General features: G+C 58.2%; 9 protein-coding genes. 4 read left to right on the forward strand and 5 right to left on the reverse strand.

Translation table 11 applies throughout. The features are described 5' to 3' along the window. Positions 1-120 precede the first annotated feature (120 nt). The 5 genes from DL88_RS12630 to DL88_RS12650 form a co-directional block, all read right to left on the reverse strand. A complete protein-coding gene (locus DL88_RS12630) occupies positions 121-1,083 on the reverse strand; it encodes an NHL repeat-containing protein (RefSeq protein WP_051955946.1) in 963 nt (320 codons plus the stop codon). 229 nt (positions 1,084-1,312) lie between these two features. Further along, positions 1,313-1,897: a ferritin-like domain-containing protein gene (locus DL88_RS12635; protein WP_051955947.1), complete on the reverse strand. Its 585-nt coding sequence runs from the start codon at positions 1,895-1,897 to the stop codon at positions 1,313-1,315. Positions 1,898-2,725: 828 nt separating this feature from the next. Next, complete coding sequence (gene mce / locus DL88_RS12640; RefSeq protein ID WP_034996537.1) at positions 2,726-3,130, reverse strand: methylmalonyl-CoA epimerase; 405 nt, start codon at positions 3,128-3,130, stop codon at positions 2,726-2,728. After that, positions 3,127-5,340 (reverse strand): methylmalonyl-CoA mutase, encoded by a 2,214-nt coding sequence (gene scpA, locus DL88_RS12645; protein ID WP_051955948.1) that lies wholly within the window; start codon positions 5,338-5,340, stop codon positions 3,127-3,129. The genes mce and scpA overlap by 4 nt, the downstream gene beginning before the upstream one ends. After that, a complete protein-coding gene (locus tag DL88_RS12650) occupies positions 5,337-7,208 on the reverse strand; it encodes a methylmalonyl-CoA mutase family protein (RefSeq protein ID WP_034996540.1) in 1,872 nt (623 codons plus the stop codon). Before DL88_RS12650 ends, scpA begins: the two co-directional genes overlap by 4 nt. A 536-nt stretch (positions 7,209-7,744) precedes the next feature. Here DL88_RS12650 and DL88_RS12655 point away from each other — a divergent pair. The 4 genes from DL88_RS12655 (at position 7,745) to DL88_RS12670 (ending at position 16,136) form a co-directional block, all read left to right on the forward strand. Further along, positions 7,745-9,661 carry a PHA/PHB synthase family protein gene (locus DL88_RS12655; protein WP_034996543.1) on the forward strand — a complete coding sequence of 639 codons (1,917 nt, stop codon included), beginning with the start codon at positions 7,745-7,747 and terminating at the stop codon, positions 9,659-9,661. A gap of 7 nt (positions 9,662-9,668) precedes the next feature. Next, positions 9,669-11,069 (forward strand): bifunctional enoyl-CoA hydratase/phosphate acetyltransferase, encoded by a 1,401-nt coding sequence (locus DL88_RS12660; RefSeq protein ID WP_034996546.1) that lies wholly within the window; start codon positions 9,669-9,671, stop codon positions 11,067-11,069. Positions 11,070-11,108: 39 nt separating this feature from the next. Continuing rightward, positions 11,109-13,658 (forward strand): magnesium-translocating P-type ATPase, encoded by a 2,550-nt coding sequence (gene mgtA, locus DL88_RS12665; RefSeq protein ID WP_034996549.1) that lies wholly within the window; start codon positions 11,109-11,111, stop codon positions 13,656-13,658. A 99-nt stretch (positions 13,659-13,757) separates the two neighbouring features. Then, complete coding sequence (locus DL88_RS12670) at positions 13,758-16,136, forward strand: phosphoketolase family protein (RefSeq protein ID WP_084705162.1); 2,379 nt, start codon at positions 13,758-13,760, stop codon at positions 16,134-16,136. Positions 16,137-16,271: the final 135 nt, after the last annotated feature.

Consider the following 16,271-nt stretch of genomic DNA (forward strand, 5'->3'; position numbering starts at 1 on the left):
ACAGTTCAAGGCCGGATAAATCTGTCAATGGATGCGTTTCACCGAAGCGGATTCAACTTACGCTCCGCATCTCCGCTCAGTTTAATAGCGGATATCGGCAGTTCTTTGAAATAGAATTGATTATTGCGGCCAATTGATCGAGCGCAATTGAAAGGACGGTAATGCTTCCTTGGTGGCGAGCGACTTCAAATGATCGAGCTGCCCCTCGGATATCCAGGCTTTATTTTTCACGAGTGTCACACTCGTAGGCCCGGCAAAGGATTGGACATCCTGCACCTTTGCATGATTGCCTGAAACGGTCACTTGGTCGAGCGTTCCCGCTCCCTCGACCATCAGAAAACCGCCCTTCACGGCCCTGAGCGCATCGGGATACGACAAGCCACGAGAGGTCTCGAGCTTCGTCACGCTCTGAGGCACGCCATTGTTGATATTGACGCGAAAGAATTCGCCGCTGTTGAATGTATTGACATAAAGATTGCCATCTTCACCAAAGGCAATCCCGTCGAGACCACCTTTCAAGGCATCATCTGTAAACCAGAGTTCAAGCTGTTTCGCACCGGGTGCAAGCCGAAAAATCTGCGGCCCCGCTGTATTCGTCACATAAAGCGACCCATCTTTGCCTAACGTGAAATCATTGCAGAACGCCGGTTTGGCAGGCAAGCGGATGCTGGCTTTGAGAACACCGCTCTTTAGATCGAATCCTTTGACGTAAGAGCCCTCAATCTTGCTCGGCCCCGGCAGTCCCAGGCTCGATGCATCATTCGAGCAAACCCACAGAATTCCCTTCACCTCGTCAGCAAACACCCCCAAAGTGGAGCGCGTTTCGAAGGCCCCGGGCTTGATCCAGACCTTGGCATGGGATGATCCGGGCTCTGCCCGAGCAATACCACCATTGCTGATGCTGCTGACATACAAAGTACCGTCAGCAGTTGATGTGACGCTTTCGGGAAAGGGCATTTCCTTCGGAAGCGAAATCATCGACTCCTGCGCGCAAGCCATTGTCGAAAGAAATGCGAGAGCAACAAGACCACCAAAGACACTATCGAAAGCCAGGACAAACGATTTGAAAGGATGATCAAGCATACGTTGCCCTCCCTTTTCGCACTTGCCTGCCAATTCCCGCTGCAGTGAAATATCGCAGTGCTTTCTTAAATTTTCGCTCTTTCGGATAAATTTTCCAAAACAAAGATCTGTGAACGTAAAAAACCTTGTTTACAAAACACTCAGAGCATTTCCGGATAAATCCGAAATACTCCAGGCTTTGTAAACAAGGTATTCTGCTTGCCGCGAGAGAGCGTTGCGATAGGCTCCATCAATGTTCAAGCATGGGTCTGCCTTCATGCGCCACCAGAAGATCATGCATATCATTCGCATGTTCTTCCTCTACATTAAGAATGCTCTCAAGCATCACGCGCGTTGTCGTATCATCATTGCCGAAATAGCGGATGAGTTCACGATAATGCTCTACCGCAATGCGTTCTGCGATGAGATTTTCACGGATTTGATCGACAAGATTGACGCCTTCGGCATATTGCGACGCTGACCGCATCGCCAAGCCTTCCGGGTTGAAATTCGGCTGGCCGCCAAGCTGATTGATGCGCTCGGCGACCGCATAAACGTGACCCATTTCCTCCTTGGCATGTTTGGAGAATTCCTTCTTGACCGATTCAGAAGAAAGACCCGTGGCGGAGATGGAATGCATCGTATAGCGCAACACACAGACGATTTCCGTCGCAAGGACGGTTTGCAGGATTTGAATCGTCTTTTCGATGTCACCGGCATAGGCAGGTGTTATTGCGCCTTCAGCAAGATGCTGCCGCGCCTTTTCGCGGAGCGTCTGGATGTCGCTGAGAAACGGCTTTGCCTCGTCCTTCGGGGCTGGAGCAGATATAGCCATGATCACACCTTCCTCTCATGCATGAGCTCTACCCCAACGTCACGGGAAGAAGAGGGTTCAAAATCGAATTGATAAAATTCAAAACGATGCAAGAGCAAAGCAAGAGAACGTTTGAAGGGAGCCTTCGTATCATTTGAAATAGATGCTGAAACAATCTTTTATGTCGATAAACAGGCTCTACGTGATGACAGTGGCGTGACGGGAAAATGGCAACGCTTTAGAATACCTTGAGCATCACCACAATTATATCAATTGATGATCACCCCTTGAGCTTGGGCGCAACAATCTCAACGAGCAATTCAATCAATAACAAACCGCCCTAAATGTATACATCATTGGAAGCATCACGCACACAAATGCGTACGACAATTACACATATACCAATTAAGACAAAAACCATCGCCATTCGACGCGATCTGAAATATTCCCGATCAGTTCTCAACCTGGTTCAGGGGATCCTGTCGACATATTTCTCGTTCGAGATCGGATACAGCCCTGCCTGCCATATTATGGCGAGCATCTTTCTGGGCAATCCCAAGTGTCGGCTTTAAAGGGGAAGTGAAGGCGATCAGAGCTGTCGAGCAAACACTGAAAGGAAGACATTCGGCGGGCTACGCCCTATCGAAATTTCGCGTCAGCACGCGAAAATGTCTGAGGGTGGCATTGATGCATCCTCAAGCCAGACGACCAGCCGAAGAAACCGGTAGCTGATGTCCCTAAATACAAACCCGCGGCGGAAAAGTCTTTCCGCCGCGGGTGAGACCATAAGCTTAATCCGTTTCTCTACCGTAGCACAGGCCGGTTCGGATCAGTAGCAATTGCCACCGATCAAGCAGCACGCTGTTCGAGCTCGATCAAGGTGCCGTTGAAATCCTTTGGATGCAGAAAGACAACAGGCAGGCCGTGCGCGCCGATCTTGGGTTCGCCGAGAACGCGCGCGCCATTGGTCACCAGCCGATCGCAGGCGGCCTTCAGATCATCGACCTCGTAGCAGACATGATGGATGCCACCTGAGGGATTGCGCTCCAGAAAGGCGGTGATCGGAGATTTCTCGCCAAGAGGAGACAGCAATTCAATCTTGGTGTTCGGCAGGCCGACGAAAACCACGGTCACGCCATGTTCGGGAATGCCAGTTGGTTCCGACACCTCGGCTCCGAGAGCATTGGCGTAGAGCGCCGAGGCCGCGGCGAGATCCGGCACCGCTATGGCCACATGATTCAAACGTCCGATCATTGTCTTGCCGTTTCTTCCTTGCCGTCCTTGTTGATATAGAAGGAGGGATCCCTCTGGACGTAACCTTGATGGGCGTTAAGCGTCTCGAGCAGTTCCGCCGCCGCCAGAAACAGAGGTGTTCCCGGCGGGAAGATGGCGGCCGCACCCGACTCACGCAATTGCGCATAATCCTGGGGCGGCACCACACCACCGACCACGATCATGATTTCCGGATGACCGAGCCGCGCGAGTTCCTCCCGCAATTCCGGCACGAGACTGAGATGGCCGCCAGCGAGCGAGGAAACACCGATGACATCCACTTCCTCCTCGATCGCCTGCTTCGCAGTCTCCTCCGGCGTGGCGAAGAGCGGGCCAAGCACGACTCGGAAGCCGAGATCGGCAAAACCGGAAGCCACCACCTTCTGCCCGCGATCGTGACCATCCTGACCCATTTTGGCGATGAGAACCGCCGGCGGATGGCCACTGTTCCGGGTGAAATCAGCGACTGCGGCTTCGGCCTCCTGAATCGATTCCACCTTATGGCTCATCGCTTCCTTATAGACGCCGCTCGTCAGTTCGATCGTCGCGCGATGGCGGCCGAAGACCACTTCCAGCGCAGCGGAGATCTCGCCCACCGTCGCCTTGGCGCGCGCGGCATCAACCGCAAGTGCGAGTAGATTACCCTTCTGGGGATCGCGAGCAGCCTCGGTCAGCGCGTCAAGCGTACGCAGCACTTCGCTATTGTCGCGCTCGGCGCGCAGGCGCACGAGTTTCTCGATCTGCACCGAACGCACGGCGGAATTGTCGATCTGGAGCACGTCGATCGGCTTTTCATCATGCGGCTTCATACGATTGACGCCAATGATGCTGTCGAGCCCGGCGTCGATCCGGCCTTGCGTGCGGGCGGCCGCCTGTTCGATGCGCAGCTTTGGCAGGCCGCTGGCAATCGCCTTGGCCATGCCGCCGAGGGAATCGATTTCAGCGATGTGGCCACGCGCCTTCGCCGCCAATTCCGCAGTCAGGGCCTCGACATAATAGGAACCACCCCAGGCGTCGATGACGCGCGTGATCCCGGTTTCCTGCTGCAGCACGAGCTGGGTATTGCGGGCAATGCGGGCGGAAAAGGTGCTTGGTAGCGCCAGAGCCTCATCGAGCGCATTAGTATGCAGGGATTGCGTCTGTCCCGCCGTCGCCGCCATGGCTTCGATCGAGGTCCGCGCGACATTGTTGAAGACATCCTGGGCGGCAAGCGACCAGCCGGACGTCTGGCAATGTGTGCGCAGCATCAGCGATTTTTCATCCGCCGGATTGAAACGCGCGACGAGTTCCGACCACAAAAGCCTGGCCGCCCGCAGTTTCGCGATCTCCATGAAGAAATTCATGCCGATCGCGAAGAAGAACGACAGGCGCGGCGCGAAAGCATCGACATTGAGCCCGGCGGCGACACCCGCACGGATGTAATCGACGCCATCGGCCAATGTATAGGCGAGTTCGAGATCCTGCGTCGCCCCGGCCTCCTGCATGTGATAGCCGGAGATCGAGATCGAGTTGAATTTCGGCATGTTTTTCGCCGTGTAGGCGAAAATGTCCGCAATGATCCGCATCGAATCCTCGGGCGGATAAATATAGGTATTGCGGACCATGAACTCCTTGAGGATGTCGTTCTGGATCGTGCCCGCGAGCTTTTCCGGTCCCACGCCCTGTTCTTCGGCGGCGACGATGTAAAGCGCAAGAATGGGCAGGACGGCGCCGTTCATCGTCATGGAGACGCTGATGTCACCGAGCGGAATGCCCTGGAACAAAGTGCGCATGTCATAGATCGAATCGATCGCGACGCCGGCCATGCCGACATCACTCGCGACACGCGGATGATCGGAATCATAGCCACGATGAGTCGCAAGATCGAAGGCGATGGAAAGACCCTTCTGACCGGCCGCAAGATTGCGGCGATAGAAGGCATTCGATTCCTCGGCCGTGGAAAAACCCGCATATTGGCGGATCGTCCAGGGCTGCGTGACATACATGGTCGGATAGGGACCGCGCACGAAGGGGCGCATGCCCGGAAAACTATCGGTGAAACCGTATTTCTCACGGTCCTTCGCGGTATAGACGTCCTTCACCGGAATGCCTTCCGCGGTCAGGTGCGGAGGAATATCCTGTCTTATCGTCGCGACGGGAACATCGCTCCATTGAGCCTGATCCGGAGCGGCGAAATTGGGTATCCTGCTCATCGCGCAGCCTCCGTCAATGTCTCAGCCCTGTTCTTGAGAAGGATGGCGGGATAGGCGAGACCGTCACATCCAGCGAAAATGAAGAATTCGATGCCGGCATCACGATAGGCGGCCTCGGCATCGCCAGGCTTTCCCGCCAGAATGATGTGGCGGCATCCGGCCGCAGCCAGCCCCTTTGCCACGGAAGCGGCCTGCTCACCATAGGCCGCATCGGACGAACACAGGCAAGCGGCAAAGGCACCGCTTTCCTGATAAGCGGCCACCAGCGCTTCCTCGCTTGCAAAACCTTCATTTTCCGCAATGGCGAAACCAGCGGAAGCGAAGAAATTTTGCGCAAAGGCAGCGCGCGGCGCAAAATCGGAGCGCTTGCCAAAATTGGCCAGGAAAATCGCCGGCCGCTTACCCGCTCGCTGCGTCAGCTCATCGGCGAAAGCATAAAGGCTCTCGAAAGAAGCCGACAACCGCACCGGCGACAGCGAAGCCACGGAGGTTTCACCAGGACTCGTCACCGGTTCGAGATCGGATACCGGCGTGAGGACGCCGACCGGCAGTTCTTCCGGATTGGGAAAGGCGCTGGTGCCAATGATCGGCAGGCGCCGCTTCGCCGCCGCCAATGCGCGATCCGCCCGCGTCTTACCGATCATGCTCTGCACGCTGCCTCCGGCCAAAGCTGCAGCAAGACCGCCCGCCGCTTCAATATCGCGGAACAGGGTCCAGGCCTTTTCGGCGAGAGATTCCGTCAGGCTTTCGAAAGCACCGGAACCAGCAGCTGGATCATCGACCCATCCGAGACGTGCTTCCTCCAGCAGAATCAGATGCGTGTTGCGGGCAATCCGGCGCGCCAGTTCATCCGGCAGCCCAAGAGCCTGGGTGAAGGGCAGGATCGTCAGCGAATCCGCGCCTCCCAGTCCCGCAGCCAGAGCGGCGGTTGTGGCCCGGAGAACATTGTTGAAAGGGTCACGCCGCGTCATCATGCGCCAGGCGGTCTCGCCATGCACAAGGATCGGCGCCGGTTCAAGCCCGCATGCCGATTCGACGCGCGCCCACAGGCGGCGCAGAGCACGGAATTTGGCGAGCGTCAGGATCAAATCGGAATCGGCGGCGAGCGCGAAGGAGATCAGGCCACGCGCTTTCTCGAGGCTGTGGTCTTTCGCTTCAATCGCCCGCAGAATGGCGACCGCCTTGGCGATTGTGAAAGCGAGTTCCTGCGCTTCGGACGCACCGGCAGCATGGGCCGGCCGGCCATCGGCAAGGAAAACGCGTCCGCTGAAATCGAGCGATTCGAATTCCGGCAGTAGCGCAAGGGCCGCCTCGAACATCCGATCAACCGCCGATCCATCACCTTTCGGCGCAGCCGCTTCCGCCAGAGGATCGATGCCAAGATCAAGAGTTACCCGAGCGAGGCTGAAGCCGTGACGCGCCACGATTTCGCGCAAGGCCAGTGCGGCCGCTATGCCTTCCGGGCCAGTTTCCAGTCGCAAGGAAAGACCGGGGGCGAGCACGTCGCCGAGAATGCGTTCGATGGAGGAGGCAGAGAGATCCGTGATGCCGACACCGAAGGCGCCTGGCGCATGAGCGCCAACCAGCACGAGGCCATCGGCTCCCTGCCCGAGATCCGTTTGCACCGCCGCATGTGCCGCATCCAGATCGGCATGATCGATCCGCTGGAAAATCCCCCAGCGCGAATGGCGCATACGGATAGCGCGCGGGCTTTCGCTCAATGCCGCCGGATAAAGGGGCCCTACCGGCACCCCATCGAAACTGCGCGACACGAGCTTCGCCTCGAAATCGGCACCTTTCAAAACCTTGTCGACGCGCGCGCGCCATTCCTCTTGCAGCGCGGCCTGTTTCGTATCGGCAATTGTCATTGACGTTTCGAAATCCTTTCCAGGGCGTCCTAAGAGCGTCTGCCTCCCTGTGCGGGGCCCTGATCGACGCCCTCCGCGCCGCAGAGCTGTAGGCCTTTTCGGCCAATCTTCGCTTCTCTCGCACAAGCCTCTAGAATATATGGCTTTTCACGAATTTATCGAGCGATGACGCTTGTCTTGCCCGCATATCATCACAACCGCGTGTCGCGGGCACCTAGACGAATGGGAGAGTTCAGACGTCAAAAATCATACATATCAGCAGGATTAACCATCGATGCCAGTCCGGCACGACACCAATTGTTTTGAATTCATGGTCACGCTGAAGGCTGTTCATAAACAATCGGCAATGGCATAGTCCCATTCACCAATAGCCTTGCCTCCGCCTCCTTCACATGCCATCGATCCCGCCGACCGGTGCTCAGGGTAGAGGATAAAGATTCGTGGCGGCAATTCGCGAAAAACGAGGTGACGAATAGAGCGGTTTTTCCATCTTCTGAGGGTCAACGGTTCGACAGCCAATGGCCATGGAGTATGCCATGCCTGACAATCAAAATATGCAAGCGCCTCTGCAAGCCAATCCCCTCCCCTTGTCACATGTTCCGCCGCCCCCTGTTTCACTCCCATCGGTCGCTGCCCCGGCAGCCACTTCTACCGCCCCGGCGGAGAGTCTTGTTCCCGATCTGAGCGCGCAATTTCCATTCGCCCAGGGCTGGCCGTCACCACAAAAAATCCATCCTTATTTCGTCATGCTCGACCGCATCGTCGGCGGTATGCGCTCCCGCGCCACCTCAGGCATTTCGCCGAATTCGGTGTTTCTCGCGTTGAGCGACTGGCTCATGAATCTCGCCGGCGCCCCAGGCAAACAATCCGATCTCGCGCTGACGATGTGGCGCAATGCCGAGAAACTGGCGTTCGACACTTTCTTCAGCAGTTTCAATCCGCATTCGCCGCTCACCATCCCGATCAATGGCAACGAGCCGCGTTTCAGTGATCCCGCCTGGCAAAATCTGCCTTACCGGTTCTGGATGCAGAGCTACCTCTCGACCTGCGACTGGTGGCGGCAGGCAACCAAGGCCGTGCCCGGACTTTCACCGCATCATCGCGGTATCGTCGCCTTCATCATCGAACAGATGCTTGCCGCTGGCTCTCCAGCCAATGGCATTCTGACCAATCCGGAAATCATTCACCGGACGATCGATACCGGTGGCCGCAATTTCCTCGACGGCGCCCGCAATTTCATGGAGGATAAGGCGCGCGCTCTTGCCGGCCGGTTGCCGGTCGGCGTCGACGCCTTTGAGATCGGCAAGACCCTTGCGACGACACCCGGCAAAGTGGTGATGCGCAATCGTCTCATCGAATTGATCCAATATTCTCCGGCAACCGATCAGGTGAAAGCCGAGCCGATCCTGATCGTCCCGGCCTGGATCATGAAATATTACATCCTCGACCTGTCGCCGAATAATTCACTGATCGCTTATCTCGTCAGCAAGGGGCATACGGTTTTCTGCGTCTCCTGGCATAATGTGACGGTGGACGACAGCAATCTCTCTCTCGAGGATTATCGCCGCCTTGGCGTCATGGCGGCCGTTGACGCCATCAATCGCATTGTCCCCAACCGGAAGATCCACGCGACAGGCTATTGCCTTGGTGGCACTTTGCTCTCGCTGGCCGCCGCCGCCATGGCGGAAGTGAGTGACGATCGCCTGGGCACGATCACACTACTCGCGGCGCAAACGGATTTCAGCGAACCCGGCGAATTGAAGGTCTTCATCGACGAGAATGCCCTCACGGCGCTCGAGGATATGATGTGGCTGCAAGGCAGCCTCGATTCAACGCAAATGGCCGGCGCCTTTGAATTGCTGCGTTCGAACGATCGCATCTTCGGCCAATTCGTGCAGGATTACCTGCTCGGCGACCGCCGTCCCCTGCTCGATTTGATGGCCTGGAATGCCGATGCGACCCGCATGCCCTATCGCATGCACTCCGATTATCTGCGTCATTTCTATCTCGACAATGATCTCGCTTCCGGCCGCTACATGATCGAGGGCCGCACCATCGCGCTGCAGAACATCCGGGCGCCGATCTTCGCGGTCGGCACGGAACGCGACTTCGTCGCGCCGTGGAAATCAGTCTACAAGATCCATTATTTCAATGATGGCGACATCACCTTCGTCCTGACGAAGGGCGGTCATAATGCCGGCATCGTCAGCGAGCCCGGTCATAAAAACAGATCCTTCAAGATCAGCCACAGGAAAGCCGGCGATACATGTTTGAGCCAGGATGAGTGGGAAGCCGCCGCGCTCCCGCGCCAGGGCTCCTGGTGGATTGCCTGGGAAGCCTGGCTCAATGATCATTCCTCGAAGACACTCGTCGCCCCACCAATGATGGGAGCGCCACATGCTGGTCTCGTCCCCCTCGAGGATGCGCCTGGCACCTATATCCTTGAGACGTGAGAGGCCGATGACGGACATCCTGCTCCAAAATCGCACCTTCGACGAAATGTCGATCGGCGAAACGGCAACGCTCGTCCGCCGCGTGACAGCGGAGGACATACAATTATTCGCGGCGGTGTCAGGGGATACCAACCCCGCGCATCTCGATGCCGATTACGCATCCCACGATATCTTCGGCCATATCGTCATCCACGGCATGTGGACCGCAAGCCTCATCTCGGCGCTTCTCGGGACGCATCTGCCCGGCCCCGGCACCATTTATCTCGGCCAGGAGATCCGTTTCTGCAAACCCGTCACGCCGGGTGATACGATTACAGCACGTGTCACGGTCAAAGAAAAGAAACCGGAAAAACATATCGTGTTGCTCGACACGGTCTGCGTCAATCAGCTTGATCAAGCGGTTCTGACTGGTACGGCTACCGTCCTCGCACCGACGACGAAACAATCGGTGACCGCCAAAATGGTGCCGCAGGTCACGCTGCAACACCATGATCATTTTGGCCGTTATGCCGAGGAAGCGAAGAGCTATCCGCCGGTTCCGACCGCTATCGTGCATCCCGTCTCTCCGGACGCAATCAAAGCCGCGATCGAAGGACGCGACGCGGGATTGATCGTTCCGGTCCTCGTCGGCCCGCAAAACAAGATCGCCGCAGCGGCGGAAGCGGCGGGCGTCTCCCTCGCCGGCATCACAATCGAACCCACCGAACATTCGACCGCCGCGGCGAAACGGGCGGTCGAACTCGCGGCAAGCGGCGCGGTCGCGGCGCTGATGAAAGGCAGCCTGGAAACCGAGGAATTGCTGGCCGCCGTCGTCGCGGAGCACAGCGGGTTGCGGACCGGCCGGCGCATCAGCCATATTTACGCGCTCGACGTGCCGTCCTATCCAAAAACCCTGTTTTTGTCGGATATTGCGGTCAATATCGCGCCCGATCTCGCGCAGAAACGTGAAATCTGCCAGAATGCGGTGGATTTTCTGCATCTTCTCGGCATTGCCCAGCCGCTCGTCGCCGTGCTCGCCGCCGTAGAAATCGTCAATCCCGCCATGCCGGCGACGGTCGATGCCGCTGCCCTGACGCTGATGGGGATGCGTGGCCAGATCACCGGGGCGACCATGGATGGCCCCCTTGCCTTCGACAATGCGGTCAGTTTCGAAGCCGCCCGCACCAAAAACATCACCTCCCCCGTAGCCGGCCGCGCCGACCTCCTGATCGTACCTGATCTCGAAGCCGGCAATATGCTTGGCAAGCAACTGGTTTATCTCGCCGGAGCTGAAGCCGCCGGACTCGTTCTCGGCGCGCGTGTACCGATCGCTCTGATGAGCCGTGCCGATTCCGTGCGGAGCCGGCTTGCTTCGCTGACACTTGCCAAGCTGGCCGCGAGCCGCAAGCCGGCAGCCGACAAACTCTGAAGAAGCACCTCGCCTTTCCACAGACATATCGGATTGACCATGAATGTATCCGTGCCACCTCAGGCAGCGCATCCTTTCTGGATTCGCTCAGCGGATTCCTGGCGGAAAGATCTCACCTGCCCGAGTGATGGGCTCACGGCGGCCGACGCGTCGTTACGGCTCGGGCAATATGGTCCCAATGCCGACGCTCCGGCCAAGGCGGAAAGCAGTCTGCACGCCGTCTTGCGGCGGCTTCTGGAGCCGCTCTCCCTGATCCTTCTACTAGCCGCTTTCGTCTCTCTGGGCACCGGCGATACGGCGAGCGGTTCCATCATCGTCGTCATCCTGATCCTGTCGATCGGACTCGATACGATTCAGGAAGGCCGGGCCGTCAAGGCGGCCGAGGCCCTGCGCTCCTCGGTCGCGCTCAAAACGGAGGTCAAGCGGGACGGATGTTTCCAGTCGGTGCCGGTGGAGACGATCGTCCCGGGCGACGTCATCCGCATTCGCGCGGGCGATATCATCCCTGCCGACGCCTTGATCCTCAAAAGCAACGCCTTCACTGCCGATGAGGCAGCACTCACCGGCGAACCCTATGCGGTCGAGAAACAGCCAGGCGAGGTGACGAGCCTCGCCGCCGCAGAAGCCAGCAACGCCCTGTTTCGCGGCTCTGTCGGTGTAACCGGCGAGGCGGAAGGTCTGGTCGTCGCCACGGGCAAGGCGACGCTCTTTGGCGCCGCCGCGCTCTCCCTTTCTGAAACATCGGCGATTTCCCCCTTCCAGCGCGATCTGCGGCATCTGGGTCTCGTCATCGCACGTCTGACCGTCGTGCTCGTTCTCCTCGTCCTCATTGCGCGCGTCATTGCCGGCCGGCCACTTCTCGATTCCCTGCTCTTCGCGGTCGCGCTCGCCGTTGGCCTCACGCCGGAACTTCTGCCGATGATTACCACGGTCACGCTGGCGCGCGGCGCCATGCGCATGGCCAGCCGCAAGGTCATCGTCAAGCGCCTCGCCTCCATTCATGATCTCGGCGCGATGAATGTCCTTTGCACGGACAAGACCGGCACATTGACATCGGCTTCCATCACCCTGGCACAGGCCGTCGATCCACAAGGCGTCAAGACGCAGACACCGGCGCGGCTCGCCGCGATCGTCGCGTCGTTAGGCGGCGATCGCAGCGCGCTTGACAAAGCCTTGCTCGACGGTGTTCCCGACGCCCCGCAAGGCTGGCAATTGCTCGATCGGCACCCGTTCGATTTCATCCAGCGGCGCGGCTCCATCCTCGCCCAGGGACCGGACGGCATCACGCTGATCGTCAAGGGGACGCCGGAAGCGATCCTTACCTTGTGCTCGTTGCAACGCGACGGTACGGGAACGAAGCCGATGGATCCGGCAGCCCATGCCGACGCCCATGGCAGGATCGCGTCACTCGCCGGGGAAGGTTTGCGCACGATCGCCGTGGCCACGCGCAAATTCTCCGCCGATCATCAAGCATTGGTACCCGGCGACGACAAGGAACTCGTTTACGAAGGGCTTTGCGCCTTCGCCGATCCACCAAAGGAGACCGCAGCCGCAGCGATTACGAGCCTGCGCGAACGCGGCATCAGGCTCGTCATTCTGTCCGGCGATGATCCAATCGTCGTCAAAAGGCTCGCCGGGCTCGTCGGATTGAAGACGGAGAAGGTTTTGTCGGGCGCCGATCTTGCCTTGATGAGCAATGACGCACTCGAATACCAAGTTCAACATGTAAACGCCTATGGCCGGCTTACGCCGGACCAGAAATCGCGCATCATCCGGGCCCTGCAGGCACGCAAGAATATCGTCGGCTTCATGGGTGATGGCATCAATGACGCTCCAGCCCTTAAGGCAGCCGATATCGGCCTCTCCGTCGAGGGCGCGAGCGGTGTCGCCCAGGCGGCGGCCGACATGATCCTGCTCGATACGGATCTCTCCGTCGTCGCTGACGGCGTTTCCGAGGGCCGCCGTACATTCGCGAATATCCTCAAATATATCCGCATGGGCGCGAGCTCGAATTTCGGCAATATGCTGTCGATGGCCATAGCGGCGCCGACATTATCCTTCCTGCCGATGCTGCCGACGCAGATCCTGTTGAACAATCTGCTCTATGACGCCTCGGAAACCGGCATTCCATTCGATCACGTGCAACCGGAATCCACTTCCCGCCCGCAGATTTTCGATGTGCACCAGCTTGTGCGTTTCGCCGCCATCATGGGGCCACTGTCATCCGTCTTCGATATAGCGACCTTCGGCCTGCTCCTCTTTGTCTTCAAGGCCGAGCCGGATCTCTTCCGCACCTGCTGGTTCCTGGAATCGATGATCACGCAGATTCTGGTGATCTTTATCATCCGGACTCAAGGCCGCCCCTGGCAGGATCGGCCACATCCCGCACTCATCTGGTCATCTTTCCTCGCGCTCGGCATCGCCATCATCCTTCCCTTCACGCCCATTGGGGGATGGTTCGGCTTCGTGATCCCGTCAGCGCCCATGCTTGCGGCAATCGGCGTGCTCGTTTTCCTCTATCTTCTGGCCGCTGAATATCTCAAGCCGCTCGCAACCGGAACCGTAAGGCCAAAGGGTCGATTCTTCTGAAACCATCCCTCCAGCGAGCCGTTTGCAACCAGATACGGGTCGGCCTGACCATTACGGTGTGAAGGCCAACCCGAAACTTCCGCAAACGGGAGAGCACGGATGGATGATTTCGCGCAGAACTCAACCATAGGACAGGTCCTTTCACCCGATCTCATGCGGCGCATGGACTCCTGGTGGCGGGCTGCCAATTATCTTTCCGTCGGTCAGCTCTATCTCCTGGACAATCCGCTGCTACGCCGCCCGCTGGCGCCGGAGGACATCAAGCCCCGCCTGCTCGGCCATTGGGGCACGACGCCAGGGCTCAATTTCATCTATGTGCATCTCAACCGGATCATTCGGAAACGCGATCTCGATATTCTTTTCATCGCGGGGCCGGGCCACGGCGCGCCAGGTCTTATCGCCAACGGCTGGCTCGAAGGGACCTATAGCGAATTTTATCCCGTGATCTCCCGGGATGAAGACGGTATGCGCCGCCTGTTCCGCCAATTCTCCTTTCCTCACGGAATTCCGAGCCATGCCGCGCCGGAGACACCCGGATCCATTCATGAAGGCGGCTGCCTCTCCCATGCCTATGGCGCGGTTTTCGACAATCCAGGCCTGATCGCCGCCTGCGTGATCGGCGATGGCGAGGCCGAAACCGGGCCGCTTGCGGCATCCTGGCATTCCAATAAATTTCTGGATGCTGCGCGCGATGGTGCTGTTTTGCCGATTCTGCACCTCAATGGCTACAAGATCGCCAATCCGACCATTCTCAGCCGCATTTCCTCCGACGAACTGGAGAGGCTGCTGCAAGGCTACGGCTATGCGCCGCTTTTCGTCGAGGGGGAGGATCCCCAATACATGCATCGGCGGATGGCCGAGGCGCTCGACGTCGCATTCGATGGGATCGACGGGATACAACGCAATGCACGCCTCGAAGGCCAAATCGAGCGCGCGCCCTGGCCGATGATCGTCCTGCGTAGCCCCAAAGGCTGGACCTGTCCCAAAACCGTCGACGGGCAGAAAACGGAAGGCTCATGGCGCGCACACCAGGTTCCCTTCACCATCGGCGAGGATCCAAACCATCTCGCCCTTCTCGAAGCCTGGATGCGCAGCTACCGCCCGCAAGACTTGCTTGACGAGACCGGCGCCCTGAAGCCGGAAATAGCCGAGCTCGCTCCCGCCGGGCCTCGCCGGATGAGCGCCAATCTCCATGCCAATGGTGGCGACCTGCCGCACCCGTTACAATTGACGGATTATCGTGATCATGCGGTCTCAGTGAAACAGCCGGGCATACAAAAGGCACAGGCGACACAAGTGATGGGAGCCTTCCTGCGCGATATTATGGAGGCCAATGAGGGTCACAGAAATTTTCGTGTCTTCGGTCCGGATGAAACCGCCTCCAACCGTTGGCAAGCCCTTTACGATGTCACCGACAAGACCTGGAATGCCGCCTTCGTCGCCGAGGATGAACATTTGAGCCCATCCGGACGGGTCATGGAGATCTTGAGCGAACATACATGCCAGGGCTGGCTCGAAGGCTATCTGCTCGCCGGCAGACATGGTTTCCTGTCGTGTTACGAAGCCTTCATCCATATTGTCGATTCAATGGTCAACCAGCATGCCAAATGGCTGAAGACCTCCCGCGAAGTCTCGTGGCGGCGCCCGATCGCCTCGCTCAACTATCTTCTGACATCGCATGTCTGGCGCCAGGATCATAATGGCTTCAGCCATCAGGATCCTGGCTTCATCGATCATATCGCCAACAAGAAATCCGATATTGCGCGGGTCTATCTGCCACCGGACGCCAATTGCCTGCTCTATGTCACTGATCATTGCCTACGCAGCTGGAACCGTATCAATGTCATTGTCGCGGGCAAACAGCCGGAACTGCAATGGCTCGACAAAGATGCAGCCATCAGCCATTGCCGCGCGGGTCTCGGCATCTGGAGTTTCGCCAGCAATGATCAGGAGAGCGACCCGGATGTCGTGTTCGCCTGCGCGGGTGACGTGCCGACACTCGAAACCCTGGCCGCCGTCGACCTGTTGCGCCGCCTTTTACCGCAAGTGAAAATGCGCGTCGTCAATGTCGTCGATCTCTTCGCACTCGAACCGCAAAGCGTGCATCCGCATGGATGGAGCGACAAGGATTTCGACACGCTCTTCACGCACGACAAGCCGGTGATCTTCGCCTATCATGGCTATCCGTCCCTGATCCACCGGCTGATCTACAAGAGAACCAACCATGCCAATTTCCATGTCCATGGCTATAGGGAGGAAGGATCGACGACGACGCCTTTCGACATGGCGGTCCGCAACGAGCTCGACCGTTTTCACCTCGTTGGCGATGCCGTCGACCATCTGCCGTGGCTTGGATCAAGGGCAGCCTATGTCAAACAAGGGTTGCGCAACAAACTCGCTGAACATCGAGCCTATATCATCGAACACGGCGAGGATATGCCGGAGATCCGCGACTGGCACTGGCCAGGCAGCGCCTGAGCGACGGAATCAACCGAAGGCTTGGTTTTCTGGCCTGATGCTAGGGCCTGTTAGTTCTTGAATTATTCCCTATATCTGATTGATGAGCACGGACAAGAGCTTACAAGTCTTCACGGATGAAGCCTGGGCGATCTG

Source organism: Beijerinckia mobilis (assembly GCF_000745425.1).
GTDB lineage: Bacteria > Pseudomonadota > Alphaproteobacteria > Rhizobiales > Beijerinckiaceae > Beijerinckia > Beijerinckia mobilis.

Excerpts from the sequence above, each read along its gene's own strand:
- scpA (WP_051955948.1), bottom strand. The coding sequence starts at position 5,340 with ATGAGCAGGATACCCAATTTCGCCGCTCCGGATCAGGCTCAATGGAGC.
- DL88_RS12660 (WP_034996546.1), top strand. The coding sequence starts at position 9,669 with ATGACGGACATCCTGCTCCAAAATCGCACCTTCGACGAAATGTCGATC.
- mgtA (WP_034996549.1), top strand. The coding sequence starts at position 11,109 with ATGAATGTATCCGTGCCACCTCAGGCAGCGCATCCTTTCTGGATTCGC.
- DL88_RS12630 (WP_051955946.1), bottom strand. The coding sequence starts at position 1,083 with ATGCTTGATCATCCTTTCAAATCGTTTGTCCTGGCTTTCGATAGTGTC.
- DL88_RS12635 (WP_051955947.1), bottom strand. The coding sequence starts at position 1,897 with ATGGCTATATCTGCTCCAGCCCCGAAGGACGAGGCAAAGCCGTTTCTC.
- DL88_RS12670 (WP_084705162.1), top strand. The coding sequence starts at position 13,758 with ATGGATGATTTCGCGCAGAACTCAACCATAGGACAGGTCCTTTCACCC.
- DL88_RS12655 (WP_034996543.1), top strand. The coding sequence starts at position 7,745 with ATGCCTGACAATCAAAATATGCAAGCGCCTCTGCAAGCCAATCCCCTC.
- mce (WP_034996537.1), bottom strand. The coding sequence starts at position 3,130 with ATGATCGGACGTTTGAATCATGTGGCCATAGCGGTGCCGGATCTCGCC.
- DL88_RS12650 (WP_034996540.1), bottom strand. The coding sequence starts at position 7,208 with ATGACAATTGCCGATACGAAACAGGCCGCGCTGCAAGAGGAATGGCGC.